Genomic DNA, 23,631 nt, shown 5'->3' with positions numbered 1-23,631 from the left:
AAACTCTATTTGCTTTATCACGTGGAAAACTATCTAGTTAAAATAATATTTTCCCTATAAACTACGCTTTCGAAGGTTTATTATATGCATGCAAAAGCTCACTATATCTTTGTTTTATATGTTTTCTAAAAGCAGATAAACAATAATTAATAAACTTATTCCTCTCATTTAAATCATCATAGTAATAGGTATTGGTCATGATATAGGCTTGAAAATATCTAAATGTGCCTTGAATAATCCAATAAGTAACCTGATATTCCTTTCTGCTCTTAAGTTTCATTAATAGTGCATTTTGCAAATGAAAAGCTTGTGATAACTCTTCTCTAGATTGCATTTCTTTATTCGTGAATTTCATCAGCTGATCTAAAATCAATTTAACTTCAGCAAAAGAATTTGAAATAGATTTATCCAGTTTCTTTCTAGTGAACTGTTTATTTTCAAACGCTTCTGTTAATAAAACATCTAAACATTCTACTTTATCTGTAAAAGATTTGAATACGGGTAAATCTGAAACACTCTTAGGCTCAGTAAAACGAATAAATGCACCATTAGAACAATTATAAACCTTAGTATCGAGTTGATTATATTTTTCTACCTGCTCTTGTAGCGCTAATTCAACATTTCCTCTTGATGAATCAAATATGTCAGTAGTGTATACAAAATCAGTAAAGTTGCCTTTAACTTTTTTATCTTTATTAATACCTCTTTCTACCCTCTCTTTAGCAAAATAATCCTCATCATAATAGATGCTATCTTTAGAGTGGTGATGACTTTCACACAAATAACCAAAATCGGTTCCTGCTAAGTAAATATTTTTAAAACCAAGAGATAATAACGTTACTAGCGCAGTGTTTGATACAGTAGGATTACAGTACTCAGGCGCAACATGGCGTTCTAGTTTATCAGCCTTTTGAATAAGTTGGCCACCGCCATCAAAGCGTTTAGTTAATAACAAAGGGGTTTTAAACTTATTTAGTACCTGGGTAGCAACAGTATTTAACGCTATGACTTGTATATCACTTAATTGAATATTACTGTTTTTTTGTTGCTTTTCTATGACTTCAAGGTAAGGCATAGTACGAAGTGTTCTTTCCATCTCAAAATGAATATCTGGCTTAATGTCATTTTTTAACAGAGCTTTAAGCGATGTACCAGCACTAACTATAATAAGCCTATCTTGATTTTTTTTTAAATATTCAATAGATTCATCTAAAGATGGTCCATTACCAGCAATAAACACAGGTTTTGTCGATATCTTATTTTCAAAAATTTCTTTATTCTTACAAATTTCAAACCCTGCTTGAATATTACTTAGCGTATGGGTGATACCTATAATTTCATCCTCCATGAACCCCCAGCCTGACGACCAACGATAGCCAATATCTTTAAAAAGCTGAAGGAGCTCATCACTAGTATCACTTATGTAATGACGATAAAAAAACAAACGACTTAAATTAAAGTGACCTTGTTGGTGCAACATCTCAGAAACCGAATTTATCATACCAGAAGCACTTCCACCTATTCGAACAGAGAACCTCCCTCCAAGGGCTTGGCAGCTTTCAATTATTGGCTTTAGTTCAATGCAATGTAACATCGCATAAAAAATATCTTTAGATGGTTCACATAACAAAAAATTGATGATTTTTTTTTGTTCAAATAACGCTTCAATTTGATAACCTAACCCTGAGCCGACCATGCAGAGCATATCCAATTGCGGTTCTTCAATTGGTTTATTGTTATTGCCAGCCTCTGCTTCTCTTTTTGTCCTTATTTCTTTTAACAACCGAGCATGTTCAAAACAGATATCTTTATCTTCTTGATGCCCTAGATTAAAAGTAAACATTGTTGGATTTTCAACAAACAATTTGACCTGTTGTTGAGAGAATTTTTTAGCTTCGGTGGAGTAAACATACTCACCATTGTTGGCTAAGTTAATATGACCTTGCTCATCAAAAACCACACCAGAGCTTTCTGGAGAGTAATCTTTAAAGGTATCATATATATTAGGGATATAGACTTTTAGTGCATCTAAGTTGGCTAGCAATGTTGCCTGTAATAGCATAATTTGAAGAGAATTATCTTGCGTCGTAGTATTTTGAGTATTCAATGGATTATCCTAAATAAGCAGCAAATAATATAATGTTATTTATATCAATCTAAACATAACACGAAGCAAAAATCACGCCAGAACTAAAGGTAAAAAACATATATTATTTTATTTATTTAGATTTTCTAACAACGCCTGGCATATTATCTAACTGGGACATTAAATAGGAGCTGGTTGAGTTCATTTGGGAGACCATCAAATCCATAGCATTATATTGCGCGAATAACCTTGCCTCTAACGAAGCCATTTTTTCCTTAAAACTTTCAAGATCGCTACTTAATCTGTCTATTTGGTTATTCTTTCCATCAATACGCTGCTGAATTACACCATCACTATCAGTATAAAATCCAACAAACGTATTCATGTCATTTACAAAGCCATTATCATCGTTAGCACCGAGAAAAAAGGTTTGGATAGAGTCAGGTGATTCTTCAAGTAAATCATCAAGCGTACTTTTCTCAAAACTTAGCTTTCCATCTCGCTCTGTACGTACACCTAACTGAGATAAAGTGAGAGTATTGCCATTACCTGCATCAAATTCTTTATTAAATTGACCTCTAAGTTTTGCCATTACACCGCGAAGCATGGAGTCACCCGCTAAAACACCCGCACCATCTTCACCTGATTTACCTAATTGTTGACTTAAGTCTACCAAAGCATTAAAGCTAGTAATGAATGTATTGATTCCCGAAGCAACATTATTGTTGTTTTCAGCGATGGATATTTTACTAATATCATCATCAACACCATGCATTTTATTAACGGTAATATCGATACCGTCAATAACACCTTTAAACTCATTAGTACTACTGGTCGCTGAAATAGTGCCATCAATCATAATTGAGGCATCTTCCGCTTTACCTGTTTCAACCATGTTTTCAACATTAGTACTTGCGGTCATATTAGCAGTAGTAAATTGAGAAATACCCAAGCCATCTACATTATTTGTATCGTCATCTGTAGCAGTAACCGTAATTGCGTGTGCTGCACCTGACTCTATACTACTAAAGACTAAATGATCACTAGTACCGTCATTAACAATACTTGCTTTTATAGAGTCGTTAATACTATTACTATTAATAGTTTCCATAATGTCAGACAAGGTATCTGTTGCGGCAATACTCACAGTAAAGTCATTATCATCAGAGTTAAATGTTAACGTTCCTGATCCCACTGTCTCTGATGAAGTAAAACCATTAGTTGATCTAAGCTTATTAGTAGCGTCAGAAGCTAAGCGAGATAAACCAGATGCGTCACCATTATTTAAATCGATGTCATCCACATTAACAGTAATGGCATTAGCAAGGCCGGTTTCTTTACTGTTTAGTACTAAATGCTGCCCAGAAGCATCGGTAATAATAGTTGCTGCTACAGAGTCGTTATCAGCACTATCATTAATGGCATCACGAATTTCACTCAAGGTTGCAGTAGCTGAAACACTGATATCAAAATTATTAGTACCAGACTCAATCGTTAATGTACCTTCGCCTACGGCTTCAGTATCAGCTATAGCACCAGACATTAATTTATGAGCACTGGCTAAGGCTGTAACTTCAATAGAGTAATTACCAATTTCTGCTGCTTTATCTGAGCTAAGACCTATGAAATCATCACGACCAGTGGCGGTTCGTTGTTGGTATTGTTCAATATCCCCTAAGGTTTCAAAAGATTCGGTTACTGCTTCTAATGCAGATTTTAAAGCTCCAACAGCCGAAATATCGGTAGTAAAAGCGCCTTGTTGACGATTGACTCGAGACTCATAAGGAATTTTTTCAGCATTAACGATAGCTTCAACAATCTCACTAACTTGTAAGCCAGAACCAATACCTGTAAATGAAATACTTGCCATGAGAGTCTCCTTAACCTATAACGTTGATAATATTCTTAATTAAATCTAACTTATCTAAACTTTAGCATCAACAAAACCACCAACCATATCTGATAATTTAGACACTAAGGTTAACACTTCTTCTGAGGGGTATTGTTTAAGTAAATCGCCCGTGTCTCTATCTGTTACTTTAATAACGTCGCGGCCAGAATCTTCATCCACTGAAAACTCGATATTTCGATTTAAATCACCAACAAAATCCTGCAATTGTTGAGCCACTTTCTCTAACTGTTTAGTCGTTAGGGGTTGATTATTGGTAACTTCTTCCGCTGATTTTTGGATAGCGCCTATTTTATCTTGTTTACTTGTAATTAAAGCCTCAGTGACAACTTTCTGCTCACTTTTATCCACAGTAATATTACTTGTAATTGTATCACCAGCACGTTTATATTCAGACGCTAAGCCTAAGTCAGTACCATTTTGGATAACACTCATGGCATGCTCCTTGTTTAAATTCCACCACGTACTTTTACACTGAAGTAAGCTGTACTATTATCAGTATAAATTATCGTGGCCTGTTTATCAAAACACAAAAAGGAAGGAGTATAGGCTCCTTCCTTTTTCGTCATTTAGGTTGAACCTGAACCTACACTATATTAACCGATTAGGCTTAATGCAGCTTGAGGTAACTGGTTAGATTGAGCCAAAATTGACGTACCTGCTTGTTGTAATATTTGGTTCTTAGTCATTTGCGCGGTTTCAGAAGCAAAGTCAGTATCTTGAATACGACTTCGTGAAGAAGATACATTTTCAGATATATTGGCTAAATTACTAACGGTATGACTAAAGCGGTTTTGAACCGCACCTAAATCTGCACGTTGTGAATCAATTTGCGCCAGTGCGGCATCGATAGTTTTCAACGCTGACTGTGCACCTGATGAATCAGACCCAGAAATATCAACTGACTCAATAGAGGTTAGTGCACTTGAACCACCCGTAGAAGCTACAGTACCACCAAGTATTTCATCTACATTTGTTCCCGAAATACCTATTTTATTGGATGAAGATAAGTCAAGTTGAGATGATATACTTAAAGATCCCGTTGTACTAGCTACGGCTTGACCACCAACTGTAAAGGCACTTGTATCACCTGCACCTGTTACATCAATCCCATCAATATCTGTCGCATTAAACGTAATAGTGCTTGTACCATCGAATACGGCATCGTAACCTTTAGCTTGCATATCTTCCGCTAAACGTCCCATATCACCACCGTAGGTTGCTAAGTCAAATTGATCAACAATGGCACCTCCTTTTTCCATTTCAAGTACACTTGTACTTGAAGATGTAACACCTGTAATCGTCGTACTTAATTTTGCTTCAGCGACCACACCGTTACCTAAATCGTTAATCTGGTCAGCAATAGCTGCTGCACCAGCATTCGCTGCAACAGTCAAACTGTCACCATTAATATTTAAGGTATCACCCGTAATGTTTAAGTTAGTCGCCAAAGCAACCGTTTCAACATCACCTAAAGCTGCAGTTGTTGAAGTGCCTGCACCTGTAATTTCATGTGCCCCGATTGCATCAGCAGACATGTCGCCTAAAGTAACATTAATTGTTTCATTCGCATTGGCACCTACTTGGAACTGTTTAGTACCAAAATCACCATCAAGTAAACTAGTCGCGCCGAATTTAGTGGTTTCAGCAATACGTGTTAACTCTTGCTGTAATGCACCTACTTCTTTTTGTAAGGCTGCACGGTCATCTGCAGAGTTTGACCCGTTAGATGATTGCAATGACAAATCACGCATACGTTGTAAGATATTTGATGATTCTTGCATCGCGCCTTCAGCCGTTTGCGCCATTGAAATACCATCGTTAGCGTTTCGTTGAGCTACACCTAAACCATTTATTTGTGATGTAAGTCTGTTTGCAATTTGCAAACCTGCGGCATCATCTTTGGCACTATTAATACGCATACCTGATGACAAGCGCTGCATTGAAGTTTGTAAACCTTCACTTGATTTACTTAAGTTACGTTGAGCATTAAGTGATGAAGTATTCGTTATTACTGATAAAGCCATGATAAACTCCTGATTACAAAATGTAATTATTTAGTTAGTTGTATTAACCAGAAGCCGTTAATTAAGCGATAAGGTTATCGGTAAAGATACCAATAAATTTATCAAAGCAGCTCCATTCTAATCACCTTAACGGCAGGGTAAAAATTAACTTTAATGTTTTTTGTAAAAAACATTAAAGCTAGAGCCTAACATATCAATTTTACGCTCAAAAAATAACAATACTACATATAGTTCAATAAGTTACATTAAATTAAAATGTAACTCTATTAACTACTAAAAAAGGCTAAACATTAACTGCTTAGCCTTAAAATAGGTATTTTTCTCTAATTTATTAACTTATTTCTCTTAGCCGCCTAATAAACTAATAGCAGCTTGAGGAATCTGATTAGCTTGTGACAAAATACTTGTACCTGCTTGTTGTAATATTTGATTCTTAGTCATTACAGCTGTTTCTTTTGCAAAATCAGTATCTTGAATTCGGCTACGAGACGATGAAACGTTTTCTTGTACATTTGCTAAATTACTAATGGTGTGCGTAAAACGGTTTTGTACCGCCCCTAAACCTGCTCGACTTGAGTCAATCTGTGCCAATGCGGCATCAATTACTTCAATTGCTGATTGAGAGTTAGCAGCTGTGGCACCTGAAATATCGATTGATTCAACTGAGTTTAACGCACTTCCCCCTCCTGATGCGGCAATATTACTACCCCCAAAGCCTTGACCTAGTATTTCATTTACTGTTGTCCCTGAAATACCAATTTTTTCAGCGGAAGTTAATTGCAATTCTGCTGAGTGGGATAAAGGACCAGCTCCTGAAGTGAGTAATCCACCTACAGGTCCCATCTGAACAGTACCTGCTGGGGAAAGTGTAACTTCAAACCCATCAATATCTTTTGCTACAACATCTATGCCACCAGCTCCCGAGTTTAAGTTTTTATCGAAAACGGCATTATAACCCGCAGATTGTAGCTCTTCAGCTAACCGCTCCATATCTCCACCGAAAGAACTTAGTGAAAAAGTATCTTCGATGACTCCCTCTTTATAAATATTAAAAGTACCAGCGTCTGAGGCAGACAAACCTTGAATACGCGTAGATAATACAGCCTCAGCACTCACTCCCGTAGAAACACTATTTATATTTTTTGCAATAGTCGAGGCTCCATCACTATTAGCATAAGTAACTGAAGTACCATTAATACTCCAAGTATCTCCTGTCGTCCCCATATTGGTAGCTAAAGTAACTTGCTCAACATCACCAATACTCGTTGAAGAAGCTGCAGTTCCCCCACCCTGAATTTGATGAGCACCAATAGCATCTGCTGCCATGTTACCTAAACTAACATTAATAGTTTCATTTGCATTAGCACCTACTTGAAACTGCTTAGTACCAAAGCTACCATCAAGTAAACTGGTCGCGCCAAACTTTGTGGTTTCAGATATACGTGTTAATTCTTGTTGGAGAGCTCCCATCTCTTTTTGTAATGCTGAGCGATCTTCCGCTGAATTTGAGCCATTAGCTGATTGTAGTGATAGATCACGCATACGTTGTAGGATATTTGAAGACTCTTGCATGGCACCTTCAGCGGTTTGTGCCATTGATATACCATCATTGGCATTTCGTTGAGCTACTGCTAAGCCATTAATTTGCGAAGTTAACCTGTTCGCTATTTGCATGCCTGCAGCATCATCTTTAGCACTATTTATTCGCATACCTGAAGATAAACGCTGCATGGAGGTTGCTAAACCTTCACCTGATTTGGTTAGATTTCGTTGCGCATTAAGCGATGATGCATTGGTAATAACTGATAAAGCCATAATAATCTCCTAATTTACATATCTAGAAGCTTATTTAAACGTAAAGCCTCCTCTTATATTTATATACAATCAAAAAACAAGCCAACATTACAATAACAAACAAAAACAACAACTTATAACGTCAATATACTTTGCATTACATTGATTGTTTTTTAGTCAAACTTTTGACATAGAGTCACGTATGGATTAATAAGAGGCTTAAATCATCAAACTCGTAGCATAAAAAAGGAAGCCATTAGGCTTCCTATTTATCAACTTATTCTATTATCAAAAAGTGATCATAGTTTAATAAGTATTTTAACTACTTTTCTAACCTAACAAACTAATTGCCGCTTGAGGTATTTGATTTGCTTGTGACAGGATTGACGTTCCCGCTTGTTGCAATATCTGGTTTTTAGTCATATTTGCCGTTTCAGAGGCAAAATCGGTATCTTGAATCCGACTTCGTGAAGAAGATACATTTTCAGATATATTGGCTAAATTACTGATAGTATGACTAAAGCGGTTTTGGACTGCACCCAATCCGGCTCTTGATGAGTCTATTTGAGCTAAAGCCGCATCAATAGTTTTCAACGCTGACTGTGCTCCTGCTGAATCAGCTCCTGAAATATCAATAGCTTCAACGGATGTTAATGCACTTGCACCACCAGTAGAAGCGACAGTTCCCCCTAGTATTTCATCAACATTTGTACCCGAAATACCTATTTTATTGGATGAAGATAAGTCAAGTTGAGATGACATACTTAAAGAGCCCGTTGTACTAGCTACGGCTTGACCACCAACTGTAAAGGCACTTGTATCACCTGCACCTGTTACGTCAATACCATCAATATCTGTCGCATTAAACGAAATACTGCTTGTACCATCGAATACGGCATCGTAACCTTTAGCTTGCATATCTTCCGCTAAACGTCCCATATCACCACCGTAGGTTGCTAAGTCAAATTGATCAACAATAACACCTCCTTTTTCCATTTCAAGTACACTTGTACTTGAAGATGTAATACCTGCAATCGTCGTACTTAATTTTGCTTCAGCGACCACACCGTTACCTAACTCATTAATTTGGTCAGCAATAGCTGCTGCACCAACATTCGCTGAAACAGTCAAACTGTCACCATTAATATTTAAGGTATCACCAGTAATGTTTAAGTTAGTCGCCAAAGCAACCGTTTCAACATCACCTAAAGCAGCAGTTGTTGAAGAACCTGCACCCATAATTTCATGAGCACCAATAGCATCTGCTGACATATTACCTAAAGTAACATTAATCGTTTCGTTAGCATTGGCACCAATTTGAAACTGTTTAGTACCAAAACTACCATCAAGTAAACTAGTCGCACCAAACTTAGTGGTTTCAGCAATACGTGTTAACTCTTGCTGTAATGCACCTACTTCTTTTTGAAGAGCAGCTCTATCTTCGGCGCCATTAGACCCGTTGGCTGACTGCAATGATAAATCACGCATACGCTGTAAGATATTTGAAGATTCTTGCATCGCGCCTTCAGCTGTTTGCGCCATTGAAATACCGTCATTAGCATTACGTTGTGCTACGCCTAAACCATTTATTTGTGAGGTTAAACGGTTAGCTATTTGCATACCCGCGGCATCATCTTTCGCGCTGTTAATTCGCATACCGGATGACAAACGTTGCATTGAAGTGGCTAAGCCTTCACCAGACTTAGTTAAATTACGCTGTGCGTTTAATGACGAGGTATTTGTTACTACTGATAAAGCCATGATAAAACTCCTAATGTATTGATATTATTTATTAGAAGCTTGTTCAGCAAGCCTCTTTACTTTATTGATAAAAAATTACTGGGTTAATGTATACACCGACAGTTACTTCGCGTTACTTTACATTTTTTTATGTTACTAACCGTTATCAAAGCATAAATAATGCCACTTTAGTAAATAGCCATTAAATATTTAAATATAATTGAATAGTGTTAAGCCCTGTACTTTACTGAACGCTTGTTGTGAGGCTTGTAGCGCTATTTTTGCTTGCTCAAACTCTGAGATGGCTTTGGCAAAATCTAAATCTTCAATTTTACCTTTGTTAGAACTTACCGCTAACTCAGTGTCTAGGTGTCTATTTGTTTGATTATCAAGGACTTGCAATCGAATACCTGAATCTACTCGCCTTGAAGTAATATGACTCATAGTCGAATTAATTTGCGTAAGAAGGGTGTTGTAATCAACCTGATGTTGCTCATGATTAACCGATACCGTGCCTTGTTCCATCCAAGCGATAGCACTGTTTACCGTTTCAAAAATACTTATTTCTTCTTGTTCGCTGATTACAAAACTTTCACCCGGCAATGGGTTGCCGCTTAAAGTAACATCAACCCCCTCAAAGGAAATTGTTTGCCCTGCCACATAAGGTACAGGGGCTGCTGGAAATACCGGAAATACTACCGTAAGCGTGCTATCGGTAACCGTTAAATCATTAGTTATTGGGTCTGTAGCAAAAGTAAAAGGCCCTGAACTGACGTTGTAGGCGTTTCTATCGGTTACATTGGCACTTTCCACCGCTACACCTGAGGTATTAACTGGGATAATAGAGGGATAATTGACGCTAAAATCACCAATAGCATTGGCAACATTTAAAAAAGCGGCGTCACCTGTTTGGTTAGTGGCAATTTTAATGTTTTTAGCTACTTGTATTTCATTTACCCCGGTATCACCACTGTAAGCAACAGAGCCGTCAGTTTGTTGACTAAAAGGCTGTAACTCTGTTTGATAACCAGAAAAAATGTAATCACCATTTTCATTTTGTGTGTTGCCAATATCAAGTAATTGATCAAAACTATTCCTGATTTGATCAGCTAAAGTTTGTAGATCTTCACTGGACATACGCCCGTTATTGGCAAGTAACATGTCCTGTTTAATCTTATCTAAAATCATTTCTGCATCTGCAAAAACAACCTCTTGCAGATTATTGTGACTTTCTGCTCGATCAATATTACGTTTATATTTTTCGATATTAGCTAAATCATTTTTATAGCCAGCTAAGGTGCCAAAAGATACCGCATCATCTTTAGCTGTTAGTACTCGTTTGCCACTGGTTAGATAAGCCATTCGTTCATTTACATCAGCACTTTTGCTGCTCATTTGTTGAGAGCTTTGTAAGTAAAATTGAGCTGTTGATACGCGCATAATAAATTCCTTATCTCACCGCTGCTAAGATGGTGTCAAAAAGAGTATTGGCGGTTGAGATTATTTGCGAAGCCGCCTGATAAGCTTGTTGATATTTCAATAAATTCGCAGCTTCTTCATCCAAATTAACGCCTGATGTCGATTGATTGCGATTATAAGCTTGGGTAAATAAGGCCTGTGCTGTGTCGGCGGTTAAATCAGCATTACTTGCTTTTGAACCAACCACTGATGTTGATACCGCAAGGCTTTTATTAAAGGTCTCTTTTCCGCCGTTGGTCACACCAACTTCTTGTGTCTTTGCCATAACAACAGCGTTACTGCTATTACCAACGCCGAAGGCATCGCCAATGGTAAAAGTTTCACGGGCATTAGTACCTGTGCCAACAAGATCACCTTTTATCTCAATTTGAAAGTCAGGGGTGCCCGCGGGGATATCGACTGAAACACTACCACCTGCAGGATAAGTTCCCGTAGCAAGCGATGGAGCTGGTGGTGGTGTCGTCGTATTATATACACGGTAACTAAAGGTACCAGGAGCACTCTCATAAACATCAACCGTAACATCATAACCTCTAGCGGCAACGGGGTTAATTACATTGGAAATTTCTACCTGACCATCGCTAATATTATTAGTTGAGGGTGTCACGGCCGCAGCCGAACTCGCCGCAATCGCATTACCGTCAGATAATGTTCTTTGCATCAACGCAGCACTATTTTTAGTTGGTATGACAGTAAAGGTATCACCTGAAGCTGGTGCTACACCTGTTTCAACAAAATTAAAGCCTAAAGTTGAATCAAAAACACCGCCACCTAGTGCAACTAACGTTATTGGCACTGCTGACGGGTTGGTGAGGTTAGTCATTTGATAATCTGTACCATCAAAACGTACTTCAAATTCATCGGTAGTTAGCTTTGATACATCAGTAATAGCAACTTGTGCCTGTGTATTAACGCTATTACCTGAATGTGCTAACACCCTGCCTTGTTGTAATTGGGTAGTATTAATATCGGTAAAAATATTAACACCTTGTTGTTGATTAAGATCTAATCCGTTGGCCTGACTATCATTTAAGGTGGATGATATTGCCATAGCTAAGCGGTCAATTTCATATCGTGTTTGTGTTAAGTGTTCATCTCTAAATTCGAAATTAGCCGCCAATGAACCGCCTAAAGTAGAAGAATTTAACGCAACACTACTATTGTTACTTACCAGGCTAAGTTGTGTTTTTTGTGCATCAGGGTCTCCAGAGCTTACTTGTAATGTCATTGGTGTAATACCCGCAACTAGCGTGGTACCTTGTCCAATCATAACCGTCATAAGGTTGTTATCATCTGTTATTGTGGTTACTCGAGTAAACTTACTCAACTCACCAATCAGTTGGTCGCGCTTATCAAGTAGGTCATTAGGTTGCCCTCCTTGAGATGGGCTCTGTGAATGCATGATATTTTTGTTAAGGTTAGCAATCTCATGGGATATTTCGGAAATTCTATTGGCAACTTGACCTATCTCTCCATTAACGGCCTTTGTCATGTTGTCAAAGTTGCTTGTTAACTCATTAAAGTCATTACTTAGAATACTAGCTTGGTTAAGTACTATGCTGCGCAAACCAGAATCATTTGGGTTATCTGCGATACCATTAAGTGCTTGATAAAAATTATCTAAAGAGCCAACAACGGCATTTCCTGAAGTGCTCATGACTTGATCAAGTTGCGTTAAACGTGCTTGTAATGAATCTGCGTTGCCTAAGTTACTTTGATTAAGTAATTGTTCTTTATGGGAGAACTGGTCATACAAACGGGTGATATCTTGAATGTAGGTGCCTGTACCAATATAGTTTGAACCGCTCACCTGGCCCATAGAAGCATTTTGATCCGCACGTTGGCGGTTATAACCATCAGTATTGACGTTGGCAATATTATGACCCGTTGTCGCCAGTTGCTGTTGAGCAGCTAATAAGCCACTCACACCTGTTTGGTACAAACTCACTGACATAATATTGTCTCCGATATCAAAGCATACGGGTAAGCAATCAACTGTTGTTCGGCGGTATGCTTACTATAAATAATGTTTCTGAAAGGTTGCAGCGATAAAGACTATATTTTCGCTTTGAGGCGTAACCCTTCCCTAATGTACTCAGATAACTGACTAAAATAATTTACTGAGCTGGTTTACTTAGCCGATTTTCTTGGCTATTTATTTAGCTAAAAGGTTCGTAACAGTTTTCAACGTGCCTAAGATTTTGTCAGCATATTGAGGATCTGTTGCGTAACCTGCTTTCTGTAAACCTTGCAGGAAGTGTTCCACATTGCCTGTATCTTGCAATGCTTCTTGGTAGCGTTCGCTAGTAGAAAGGAAATTAATGTAATCATCGACACTGTCACTCAACGATTCATACATTCTAAAGGGCTCTGACTTCTTAATCATTGCGCCTTGTTCAAACTCTAAAGTGTCTTTAGTAATTTTGTCGCCAGCCCAACGAGAGTCAGCTTTTATATTAAATAAGTTATTAGAACTGTCGCCATCTTGGTCTTTGATTATTTTTTGTCCCCAACCTGTTTCAAGTGCGGCTTGGGCAATAACTACTTCAAAAGGTACACCTAATTGCTTTTGTACTTTTTGTGCTGGTTCAATTAAAGCAGTAACAAAGTCTTTCGGTTCATTAAAGCTCTTTTCTAATAAAGGTGCTGAAATATTGACGCTTTGTGAATGGGTATTCGTATTACTGATTCTTTTCTCGATATCTCTGCTTATTTCTTTATTAGATAAATGACTCGCTGCGCTATTAAAAGCATTGTTATTACTTATATTAGCTTGATAGTTTCCGGAAAATGGAATATCGATATCTGGCTTTATTTGATTTTTATCCGCCAGCATTTTTTCTATTAAAGAGTTATGCTGACTGTCTCTATTGGCTTTACTACCTTTATCATCGGTCGAATTAACACTATCTTTTACCGTCAAATTACCATCGTTACGCAACACTGAACTTGGTTTAAAATTACCGTTATCACCGCCAAGTTGCCTAACGATTAAATCGGTTAATCCAAGAGAGCCATTAGAAGATAGCTCAACGGCCATTTGTTGGTCATGCATGTCACGATAGAATTTGGTTGATTGAGAATTGAATGGGCTGTCAGATTCAAGTACTTCTTGCGCTTTACGCATACTCGACAGTAGCATCTTCATAAAAATAGCTTCAAACTGTTGAGCCGCTTCTTGTAAAGCTTCCTGTTTGGCTTCGCCATCTCCTGCACGCGATTGCTGACGAATATCATTTAAGCCATTTAGATCAAGGGCATTACGCGCTTGATCGAAATTTTGTTTTAGACTTGAATTGATATCCATAATTGTACTTACCTAAAATAGAATGAATGACTGTTTATTAAAAAGTTAACTTTGTCTTTTGTTGTTCTTTTATTATTTTTGTGGCGTGAACAACACTTACTTGTTTCACTATTAACTGTTTAGCTTTAAGTTGTATGACTAAATTTAAAGGAAATAGCACGGAGTTGACGTTAGTCAATGAGTACTTTTGACGCCTAAATTGAGCCCTACAGCGACAAGATAAACTGTTAAACTAGATAATGACTAACTCACCACGTATTGCTCCAGCTTGATCTAATGCTTCTAAAATAGCCATAACATCACCCGGTCCAGCGCCTACTTCATTGATTGCTCGCACTAGGGTTTCAAGTGTTACCCCTGGTTTGAATACAAACATACGCGCATCTGCGTTACTAATATTGATTGCTGATTGATTGGTTGTGACTGTTTCACCTTCAGCAAAAGCATTAGGTTGTGAGACATCGAGAACTTCATTAATAGTTACTGTGATACCACCGTGGGTAATAGCGGCGGCAAGTAGTGTAACTTCTGATCCTATGACAATAGTACCGGTCCGTGAATTAACAATAATCTTTGCCGCTGGGGAGGCCGGTTCAAACTCAAGGTTCTCCAGTACAGATAAAAAGCTAACTCGATCGCTAATATCACGCGGCGCTCTCACGCGTACTGAAGTTGCATCAAGTGCTTTAGCTGAGCCTTCAATAAGTTCATTAATGGTATCAGACAAACGTTTCGCGGTAGTAAAATCAGAATGACGTAAATTAAAAGTAATATGATCACCTGTTGAAAACGGTGACTTAACTTCGCGTTCAACAATAGCACCATTAGATATACGGCCAACCGTTGGAATATTCACTAATACTTGCGAGCCATCTAGGCCTTGAGCACCTAAACCACTGACGATTAATGATCCTTGCGCTACCGCATAAGCATTACCGTCAATGCCCATTAAAATAGTTTGTACTAAAGTGCCGCCTCGTAAACTTTGTGCACTGCCCATGCTAGAAACGGTGATATCAATGGTTTGCCCTGGTTTAGTAAAAGCGCCTAATTCTGCATGCACAGCCACCGCAGCAACGTTCTTAATTTTAGGTTTTAAATTCTCTGGCATAGTGATACCAAAGTTACTTAACATTGTTTTAAAGCTTTGCTCGGTAAATGGGCTTTGCTCACCCGTACCAGGTAAACCTACAACTAAGCCATAGCCAATTAATTGGTTCGATCGCACACCAGCAACATCAGCTAAATCTTTAATGCGTTGAGCATTAACTGATGATGAAGCCAATAAAGAGAGAAAGATAAATGTGTTTATGACAGCTTTCATATTTTGGTACCTTAAAACAACACCTTAAAACAATGCCTTTAAATAAGGCATTAATATAAGACCTTAATCAAAGATCTTAAAACAACAAAGAATAACTTTCTTTACTATGTACGTTGACTAAAATGGCCACCAAGTGCTGCTGAAAAACTTAACCAACCAACCTTGTTCATTGGAATCAGCAAAGCTCCCTGTACCTGAATATTGAATACGCGCGTTAGCAACTTTGTTAGATACAATTGTGTTATTTGAATTAATGTCTTTTGAACGAATAACACCTGTTAAACGAATATATTCATCACCGTTGTTTAACGTTAGCCACTTTTCACCGCGGATCATTAAATTACCATTAGGCAGAACTCTCAGTACGTGTACTGAGATATTGCCACTTAAGCTATTACCTTGATCCGCTTTTGAGTCGCCTTTAAAGCTTGAGTCTTGGCTAATACCAAACTGTAATGACTCGCCATTAATCGTTACGGGCACGCCACCTAAACCGGTTACTGCATCTAAGTTATTTGAATTCTCTTTTTTCAATTCTGTTTTAGCATTTTTCTTCGCTTGGGTTTTCTCACTCAGAATAACGGAGATAATATCGCCAACACGGTGCGCCTTAGAATCCGAATAAATATTATTTACATAATGCGGTTTAAACAATGAACCCGATGGCACAATTCGCTCTTCTTCTTCTTCAGGCATTATCGGCGCAAAATCAGGGTCGTTTGGTAGTGCTTTACTTAATTCGATGGTATTACTACATGCAGTAGTAACAGCAATAAGTAAGCTCATGGTAAGTAACTTAACAATACGAAGCTTAGCACCGCTTAATTTAAGTCGATTTAACCTATATATACTTTCCATTACTGCCTCACTTAATTTTTTAAACTTTTATTTAAACTGATTTTAAAAATTATGATAATTTATTAAAGTTGCTGATTAATATAACTGAGCATCTCATCAACCGCTGAAATTACCTTCGAATTCATTTCATAAACTCGCTGACTTTCAATTAAATTCACTAGTTCTTCTGTGGTATTTACATTAGATGTTTCTAACGCGCCTTGAACTAACATTCCATAACCTTCAAGACCTGGAACGCCTTCCTGTGGAGCCCCACTTACTGCAGTTTCTGTATATAAATTTTGCCCTATCGGCTGAAGACCCGTTGGGTTAACAAAGTTCATTAAGTTAATTTGACCGACAACGGCAGGATCAGCCTGTCCTTGCAGTGTCACTGAGACTTCACCATCTTGTGAAACAATAATACTTAAAGCATCTTCAGGAATAGTTACTTGTGGCTGAATCATATAGCCAGCACCAGGGGTGACCATGTTACCTTCATCATCCATGGTAAACTGACCATTACGGCTATATGCTGAACTACCGTCAGGCATTAAAATCTCAAAAAAACCTTCGCCTTGAATCATTAAATCAAGAGCGTTATCGGTGGTAAGCATGTCACCTTGCGTATGAATTTTTTGTGTTGCTACTACCTTAGTACCCGCGCCTAACATTAAACCTGATGGCGCTTCTGTATCTTGCGCAGTTCGTCCACCTGGCTGATTAATGTTTTGATAAAGTAAATCTTCAAAAACAGCTCTGCTTTTTTTAAAACCAATGGTACTAGCGTTTGCTAAATTATTAGAAATTACCGCAATATCTTTATTTTGCGCATCTAAGCCAGTTTTACTAATCCATAATGCTGCATTCATACATCACCTCTGATTGGGTGGCAGATATTTGCCTTATAAAAGACAAATAGTGCCTGAAATTTTTTAATGCCTAGAAAGCTCGTAATAGTGAAGCTGCGCTCGTATCAATTTCTTCGGCTGTTTTCATCATTTTTAATTGCATTTCAAACTGACGCTGTAAAGCAATCATTTCTGTCATTTCATTGATAGGGTTAACATTACTTGACTCGAGTGCGCCGCCAAGCACATTGACATTCACATTCGCAATGAATTGCCCGCCGTTTTTAGGGCGAAACAAACCATCTGTGCCTTTTTCAACAAGACGTGTATCTGGGTTAACCAGCTTGATACGACCCACTTCTTCCTGCACGCTATTGGGTGCACCTTCAGGTCGTACCATTATGGTACCATCGCGACTTATTTGAATATTCGTAACAGGCAGCGGTAATGTAATGGGCCCATCTTCACCGATAACGAGTTCACCATCATTCGTTTCTAATGCGCCTGTTTCAGTTAAACGAAGGTGACCTCCTCGTGTATATGCTTCTTGACCATCTTCGGCTTGTACAGCAAAAAAACCATCACCTTCAACAGCAATATCTAATGAACGACCTGTTTGGAGAATAGAGCCAGAGTCAAAATTTTGGCTGGCACGCTCTGTCATAGAAAAAACACGCGAAGGTTGCCCTTCACCAAATGCTTGCATACTACGTGCTTGTGCCAAATCGGCTTTAAAGCCTGTCGTTTTAGCATTCGCCAGATTGTTGGCATTAATTGATAAGGCTTGCATGTTTTGTTTAGCGCCACTCATGGCGATATAAAGCAACTTATCCATAATGATTTTCCAAAAAATAAAAGGTTATACTGGATAAATGCAAATAGAGTGCCAGCTATCATAAAAACATTATACTAATGGAAGGTGAAGTGAGTTTTTAAGCGATATATAGCAATAAAAAAGCTGCTTGTTAAGTAGGGGATACTTAGCATTAGCAGCTTTAACTGTAGAATGAACGCTAGCTTTAATGTACTAGCGAGTTGTGACTTAGTTACTAAATAGCCTATCTAATTTGTAATATCGTTTGGTTCAACTGGTTATCAACTTCTAATGCTCTTGAGTTAGCCTGGAAGTTACGTTGTGCTGAAATCAAATCGATTAACTCTGTTGTTAAGTTAACATTAGACTGCTCTAACGCTGAAGAATTAATAGTACCAAATGTACCGGACCCCCCTTCACCAGCAAGTGCCTCACCGGAAACAATGCTTTCTTTCCAGTTAGTGCCACCTATTTGAGTTAAGCCTTGTTCATTAGCAAAATTCACCATGGCAATACGTGCTAATGGCTCAGAAGTACCATTACTATAGGTCGCTTTCACTAAACCGTCATTACCAATATCGATACCGGTTAAACGACCTACCGCTAAACCATTTTGCTTTAAAGCGGTTACTTCAAAGTTCGAAGCAAACTGCGTTGGTTCATTTGGATTTGGTCCATTGATATCCAAGTTAAAGTCAATAATAAGCTGTTGTGCAGGATCGGCACCATTACTTAAAATACCAGCACCGAGCTGTTCTGTTTGAATCACTGCTGGGCTTTGAGCAATAAAATCACCACTTGGATTAAAAGCCAAAACAGCCCCTCTTGCACCAGCGCCAGTAGGTTGAGGATAGGCAGGAATTGGAGGTACTGCAAGAGGATCAGCCGGTGGATTTTGAACTGCAGAAGCAGCAACATTAACCATTTGGTCATCTACTGCGGTAAACATATTCCACGAATTAGCGGCTGTTTTAACAAAGTAATAAGTCATTATATGATCATCACCCAAAGAGTCAAAAATAGTCACTGAAGTCGAGTTATTAAAGGTTAATGGATCTGCAGGGTCAAAGATAGGGTTTGCGGGTGGTACATCTCCTGCTGGTAAGTTCATGCGAATATCGACTTCACTCGAAGGCGTTGGCGCCCCCGATGATGTAGGTATACGAACCGGAGTTGCTGTACTTAAACTAACGGAAGATGATGTCCCATCAGGATTAACTGGGAAGCCTAATAAATGTCCTCCCCCTGAGTTAACCACAAAATTATCTGCATTTAACTTAAACTGACCAGCGCGAGTATAAGAGGTTTCCAATGACCCTAGTTCAGGGACAGTGGCAAAAAAACCGTTGCCTGTTATTGCTAAATCTAGTGAATTGTTAGTAAATTGGATGCTACCTTGTGAGAACTGCTGAGCAACATCGGAGGTTAACACCCCGTCACCTACTTTAGTTTTCCCTGCTGATAACAGTGATGCTGCGTAAACGTCAACAAACTCTGCACGCGACTCTTTAAAACCGACAGTATTGACGTTGGCAATATTATTTGATGTTACATCTAGATCTTTTTGTGCCGCGTTTAATCCGCTTAGCGCTATATTAAATGACATATGTTAATCCTCTTAAAATTTGTTACTTTACTCAACACCTGTACTGCTAAATGTCTATGATTGCTCGGTCAGGTAAAGGCTATAATTTACGTTTGATTACTTTTACTCTAAAATTAACCTTCCGATACTTCAACTACCTCTGCGAGTGCCATAGAACTACCACCATTAAGATTTAGTACTATATTCCCTCCAGCACCTGCTAACGTAACACTATCAACTTTACGATAAGTCATCGCTTCCAATTCAGCAGCTTGCCCCTCGACTAAACCAACAATGCGGAAGCGATAAGCACCTTCAGGAGCAGGTTCGCCTTTCGCTGTTTGACCATCCCAAGTGAAACTAGAGCCACCGGCTGGAACCTTACCCACAGGTACGGTTTGAATAACTTCACCAGCAACATTCTCAACATAAATATTAACATTGCTTGAGGGTTTATCTGATACCAGCTTACCTTTAACCGCTTCACCCTCCGCCATACCAAAAACGTTGTCTTCAACGAGAACACTTCTTCCAACAAGGGAAGAGGCTTGTAGCGCTTGGCTAGATGTCATTGACCCGGCAAAACTATCAAAAGAATCATTCAATTTCTGCACACCATCAGTGGTAGAGAAAGCAGTCATTTGTGAAATCATTTCATTGTTATCAACAGGCTTTGTTGGATCCTGGTTAGCTAATTCTTTAGTTAATAGAGCAAAGAAGTCAGCTTGGGTAAGCATCCCTTTATCTTGCTCAGCAACTTTAAATTCTTCTTTTTGCCAACGAATAGCCTCTAACGGGTTCGTACCTTTAACTGTTTCCATTATGCACTCCTACGTTTAGCAATAAGGTCAATAACATATCAATGTCACTCATTATCTTTGTCCTAACTGTAATGTTTTATTCAGCATATTTTTAGCTGATTCGGCCAATTGCACATTGGTTTGATATGATCGTGATGCTGAGATCACTGCATTTGTGACATAGTTCATTTCTTCACCTATGAAATTAATCATTATCTTTGTCCTAGCTGCAATGTTTTATTCAACATGTTTTTGGCTGATTCGGCTAATTGCACATTGGTTTGATATGAACGTGACGCTGAGATCATGTTAGTCATTTCTTCTATGACATTGACGTTCGGCTTGTAAATATAACCGTCTTTATCTGCCATAGGGTGCGCTGGAGCGTATTCAACATTTAATGGCTTATCACTTTCAACAATGCCTAAAACATTGACGCCAACCCCACTACCATCGCTTGCTCCCTGTCCGGCGGCAGCTTGTTGCATGGCAGCGGCAAAAACAGGATGCCTAGCACGGTAAGTTTTATCGGCACTACTACTAACACTATCAGCATTGGCAATATTACTCGCGGTAGTATTTAGGCGAACTGATTGTGCGCTCATACCACTACCGGTGATATCAAATACGTTAAAAAGACTCATAATTATTGACCTCCGCTGATAACTTTCTTCATGGCTTTAATTTTACCATCAAGAAATTGAATACTTGCTTGGTATTGCATTGAGTTTTTTAGAAACAAGTTTCGTTCTACTTGTACGTCAACCGTATTACCGTCACCCGTATCAGGCTGATTAGGCACACGAAAATCGACAGAATTATTCAACTCTGTTCGTACATCAAAGTGCTTATCATTAGTGCGTGACATGCCCATTTGCTGTTTAGATGCGGCTTGCGCAAATGCTTGCTTAAAGTCTAGTCCTTTAGCTTTGTAGCCTGGAGTATCTGCATTGGCAATATTACTAGCAATAACTTCTGAACGTTGAGCGCGAATAAGCATGCCCTGCGTATGCAGTTGAAAGCCTTTATCAAAACCTATAGCCATAATAGCCTCACAATGATGTACGTGTAGCTAAAGGTATACAATATTTATGCCAATTAATAAATCAACAGTGGAGAGGAGTAAAATGCAGGAAGGGATTGGAAATGACATAGCTAACAGCAAGTAAAAATGGCTCTTAGCTATAAATAGTGATTTTTATTTTTTCTGGTAAACGATACCAGGGTTACAGCGTAGCATAGAAAAATCTTGGTTTATTCCTGATAAAGACTCTGAAGCACCTAAGAATAAGTAACCGTCGCTATTCAACACGCCATGAATTTGACTAATTATTTGCGCCTTAATCTCCGGGGAGAAGTAAATTAAGACATTACGGCAAAAGACAATATCGAACCGTCCCATTAAACTATAACTATTGAGTAGATTTAGCGGTCTAAAACTGACCATTTTTTTTACTTCATCTTTTATCTTCAACATACCATTGTCACCTGCTTCAAAAAAACGTTTCTTACGCTCTGCAGATAACCCTCTCGCCAATGCTAAATTATCATAATGACCATATTTACAGTGCTCTAGCATAGTGGATGATATATCAGTTCCAATGACTTGTACTCCACGCGGGAAAGCGCCTGGATTTTTTTGTTGATATTCTAATACTGACATAGCGATAGAGTATGGCTCTTGACCAGAAGAACTGGCCGCGGACCAAATTTTAACAGGGGTTTTACGATTGGCAAAGTCAGGTAATAGCTTACTTTGAAGTAATTTAAAAGGGTAGTCATCACGAAACCATAACGTTTCATTTGTGGTCATGGCATCAATTACGGCGGCACGCATTTGCCGCTCGACAGGAGCGAGCGTACGATTAACTAATTCACTTAATGAACTAAGTTCAAACTTAGCCATCAATGGAGCTAATCGGCTTTTAACTAAATATTGCTTTTTGTCACCGAGTACTATGCCACATTGCTGCTCTAAGAATGTTCTAAATTGATTGTAGCTTTTTTCATCAAGTTCTCTTGCTGACACTATAACTTCCTATTTATTTAATATTTTCCAAACCCTCCTTAAAGTGGAGGTCGCCATTAACTCAGGTAACGGCTATTCAAATAGAGGAAGCGTTAATCTTCTATTTTTAACCATTTTTTCACAGCTGTTGCTAGTTCATCTGGATGAAACTTCGGAATAAAGTCTTCTGCTCCAACTTTTTCAACCATGGCATTATTAAATACCCCACTCAATGATGTGTGTAAGATAATAGGCATTTTTGCCATACGTGGATTACCTTTTACTTCTGCAGTTAAGGTATAACCATCCATTTCTGGCATTTCGATATCAGAGATCATCAACGCCACTTTTTCAGTAATACTATTTTCACAAGTCGCTTCAATAGCTGTTAACTGATCTAGAGCATCACGACCATTTTTAGCTAAAACCATATTAATACCTAACGGCTCAAGTGCTCTTCTTACTTGATTTCTTGCAACAGTTGAGTCATCTGCAATCATCACTAGCTTATCGCCTAAGCTTTCACCAACAGAGGCATCAATGATGTCTTCACTTACTTCAGTTGAGACTGGATTAATTTCATTTAAAATTTTCTCAACATCTAATATTGATACCATTTGACCATCTATTTCAGTCACCGCTGTTAAGTAACTAGATTTGCCAGCTCCTTCCGGTGGCGGCATAACATCAGCCCAACTTAACGTTACTATGCGCTCAACACCGGCAACGAGAAATCCTTGCACAGTGCGGTTGTACTCAGCAATAATAATAAAACTTTCTGCTGTTTGTTCAATTGCTGGTCCGCCTGTTGATTTGCTTAAATCAATAACGGATATAGTTTGTCCCCGAATATGTGCAACCCCTTTTATAAAGGCATCTTGTTTAGGTAATATAGTTAAACGCGGACATGGCATCACTTCACGTACTTTAAAAACATTAATACCAAATCGTTGCCGACCATTAAGTTTAAAAAGTAACAATTCTAACCTGTTTTCACCAACAAGTTGCGTACGCTGATTTACTGAATCGAGTATGCCTGCCATATGAGCCTCATATAAGACCGTACCATT

At 38.4% G+C, this 23,631-nt stretch carries 20 protein-coding genes and 1 pseudogene; all 21 read right to left on the bottom strand.

All coding sequences use genetic code 11. The features are described 5' to 3' along the window. Positions 1–61 precede the first annotated feature (61 nt). On the bottom strand, positions 62–2,107 hold the full coding sequence (locus CXF85_RS20415; protein WP_232771287.1) for a motility associated factor glycosyltransferase family protein: 2,046 nt from the start codon (positions 2,105–2,107) through the stop codon (positions 62–64). Between the two features lie 112 nt (positions 2,108–2,219). Continuing rightward, positions 2,220–3,956, bottom strand: a complete 1,737-nt coding sequence (gene fliD, locus CXF85_RS20410; protein ID WP_101230486.1) for a flagellar filament capping protein FliD — start codon at positions 3,954–3,956, stop codon at positions 2,220–2,222. A gap of 54 nt (positions 3,957–4,010) precedes the next feature. After that, positions 4,011–4,430 carry a flagellar protein FlaG gene (locus CXF85_RS20405; protein WP_101230485.1) on the bottom strand — a complete coding sequence of 140 codons (420 nt, stop codon included), beginning with the start codon at positions 4,428–4,430 and terminating at the stop codon, positions 4,011–4,013. Between the two features lie 161 nt (positions 4,431–4,591). Beyond that, positions 4,592–6,022 (bottom strand): flagellin, encoded by a 1,431-nt coding sequence (locus CXF85_RS20400; RefSeq protein ID WP_101230484.1) that lies wholly within the window; start codon positions 6,020–6,022, stop codon positions 4,592–4,594. Positions 6,023–6,367: 345 nt separating this feature from the next. Further along, positions 6,368–7,837, bottom strand: a complete 1,470-nt coding sequence (locus tag CXF85_RS20395) for a flagellin (protein ID WP_101230483.1) — start codon at positions 7,835–7,837, stop codon at positions 6,368–6,370. 309 nt (positions 7,838–8,146) lie between these two features. After that, on the bottom strand, positions 8,147–8,578 hold the full coding sequence (locus CXF85_RS23430; RefSeq protein ID WP_442871885.1) for a flagellin: 432 nt from the start codon (positions 8,576–8,578) through the stop codon (positions 8,147–8,149). A 588-nt stretch (positions 8,579–9,166) separates the two neighbouring features. Next, a pseudogene (locus CXF85_RS23425) lies at positions 9,167–9,577 on the bottom strand (flagellin N-terminal helical domain-containing protein); the annotation flags it as partial. A 189-nt stretch (positions 9,578–9,766) separates the two neighbouring features. Then, positions 9,767–10,996 (bottom strand): flagellar hook-associated protein FlgL, encoded by a 1,230-nt coding sequence (gene flgL, locus CXF85_RS20385; RefSeq protein WP_101230481.1) that lies wholly within the window; start codon positions 10,994–10,996, stop codon positions 9,767–9,769. Positions 10,997–11,006: 10 nt separating this feature from the next. Next, complete coding sequence (gene flgK / locus CXF85_RS20380; RefSeq protein ID WP_101230480.1) at positions 11,007–12,989, bottom strand: flagellar hook-associated protein FlgK; 1,983 nt, start codon at positions 12,987–12,989, stop codon at positions 11,007–11,009. Between the two features lie 201 nt (positions 12,990–13,190). Further along, positions 13,191–14,342 carry a flagellar assembly peptidoglycan hydrolase FlgJ gene (gene flgJ / locus CXF85_RS20375; RefSeq protein WP_101230479.1) on the bottom strand — a complete coding sequence of 384 codons (1,152 nt, stop codon included), beginning with the start codon at positions 14,340–14,342 and terminating at the stop codon, positions 13,191–13,193. Between the two features lie 232 nt (positions 14,343–14,574). Next, entirely contained in the window at positions 14,575–15,666 is a 1,092-nt protein-coding gene (locus CXF85_RS20370) for a flagellar basal body P-ring protein FlgI (RefSeq protein WP_101230478.1), read from the bottom strand. A 117-nt stretch (positions 15,667–15,783) separates the two neighbouring features. Further along, the gene (gene flgH / locus CXF85_RS20365; protein ID WP_101230477.1) at positions 15,784–16,524 is read right to left on the bottom strand and encodes a flagellar basal body L-ring protein FlgH; all 741 of its coding nucleotides are present in this window, start codon (positions 16,522–16,524) and stop codon (positions 15,784–15,786) included. 62 nt (positions 16,525–16,586) lie between these two features. Then, positions 16,587–17,375 (bottom strand): flagellar basal-body rod protein FlgG, encoded by a 789-nt coding sequence (flgG, locus tag CXF85_RS20360; RefSeq protein WP_101230476.1) that lies wholly within the window; start codon positions 17,373–17,375, stop codon positions 16,587–16,589. 70 nt (positions 17,376–17,445) lie between these two features. After that, positions 17,446–18,189, bottom strand: a complete 744-nt coding sequence (gene flgF / locus CXF85_RS20355; protein WP_101230475.1) for a flagellar basal-body rod protein FlgF — start codon at positions 18,187–18,189, stop codon at positions 17,446–17,448. Between the two features lie 223 nt (positions 18,190–18,412). Next, entirely contained in the window at positions 18,413–19,774 is a 1,362-nt protein-coding gene (gene flgE / locus CXF85_RS20350) for a flagellar hook protein FlgE (protein ID WP_101230474.1), read from the bottom strand. Between the two features lie 113 nt (positions 19,775–19,887). Then, positions 19,888–20,574, bottom strand: coding sequence for a flagellar hook assembly protein FlgD (locus CXF85_RS20345; RefSeq protein WP_101230473.1), 687 nt, complete (start codon positions 20,572–20,574; stop codon positions 19,888–19,890). A gap of 51 nt (positions 20,575–20,625) precedes the next feature. Continuing rightward, positions 20,626–20,766: a flagellar basal body rod C-terminal domain-containing protein gene (locus CXF85_RS20340; RefSeq protein WP_442871884.1), complete on the bottom strand. Its 141-nt coding sequence runs from the start codon at positions 20,764–20,766 to the stop codon at positions 20,626–20,628. Then, complete coding sequence (flgC, locus tag CXF85_RS20335; protein WP_101230472.1) at positions 20,766–21,197, bottom strand: flagellar basal body rod protein FlgC; 432 nt, start codon at positions 21,195–21,197, stop codon at positions 20,766–20,768. Before flgC ends, CXF85_RS20340 begins: the two co-directional genes overlap by 1 nt. A 2-nt stretch (positions 21,198–21,199) precedes the next feature. Next, positions 21,200–21,598 (bottom strand): flagellar basal body rod protein FlgB, encoded by a 399-nt coding sequence (flgB, locus tag CXF85_RS20330; RefSeq protein ID WP_101230471.1) that lies wholly within the window; start codon positions 21,596–21,598, stop codon positions 21,200–21,202. Between the two features lie 153 nt (positions 21,599–21,751). Continuing rightward, positions 21,752–22,582, bottom strand: a complete 831-nt coding sequence (locus tag CXF85_RS20325; protein ID WP_101230470.1) for a CheR family methyltransferase — start codon at positions 22,580–22,582, stop codon at positions 21,752–21,754. A 92-nt stretch (positions 22,583–22,674) separates the two neighbouring features. Continuing rightward, positions 22,675–23,604: a chemotaxis protein CheV gene (locus CXF85_RS20320; protein ID WP_101230612.1), complete on the bottom strand. Its 930-nt coding sequence runs from the start codon at positions 23,602–23,604 to the stop codon at positions 22,675–22,677. Between the last annotated feature and the right edge of the window lie 27 nt (positions 23,605–23,631).

The organism is Colwellia sp. 75C3, assembly GCF_002836255.1.
In the GTDB taxonomy this organism is placed as follows: domain Bacteria; phylum Pseudomonadota; class Gammaproteobacteria; order Enterobacterales; family Alteromonadaceae; genus Colwellia.
Note: the sequence above shows the minus strand (reverse complement) of the source record. Positions and strands in the feature narration are given on the sequence as shown.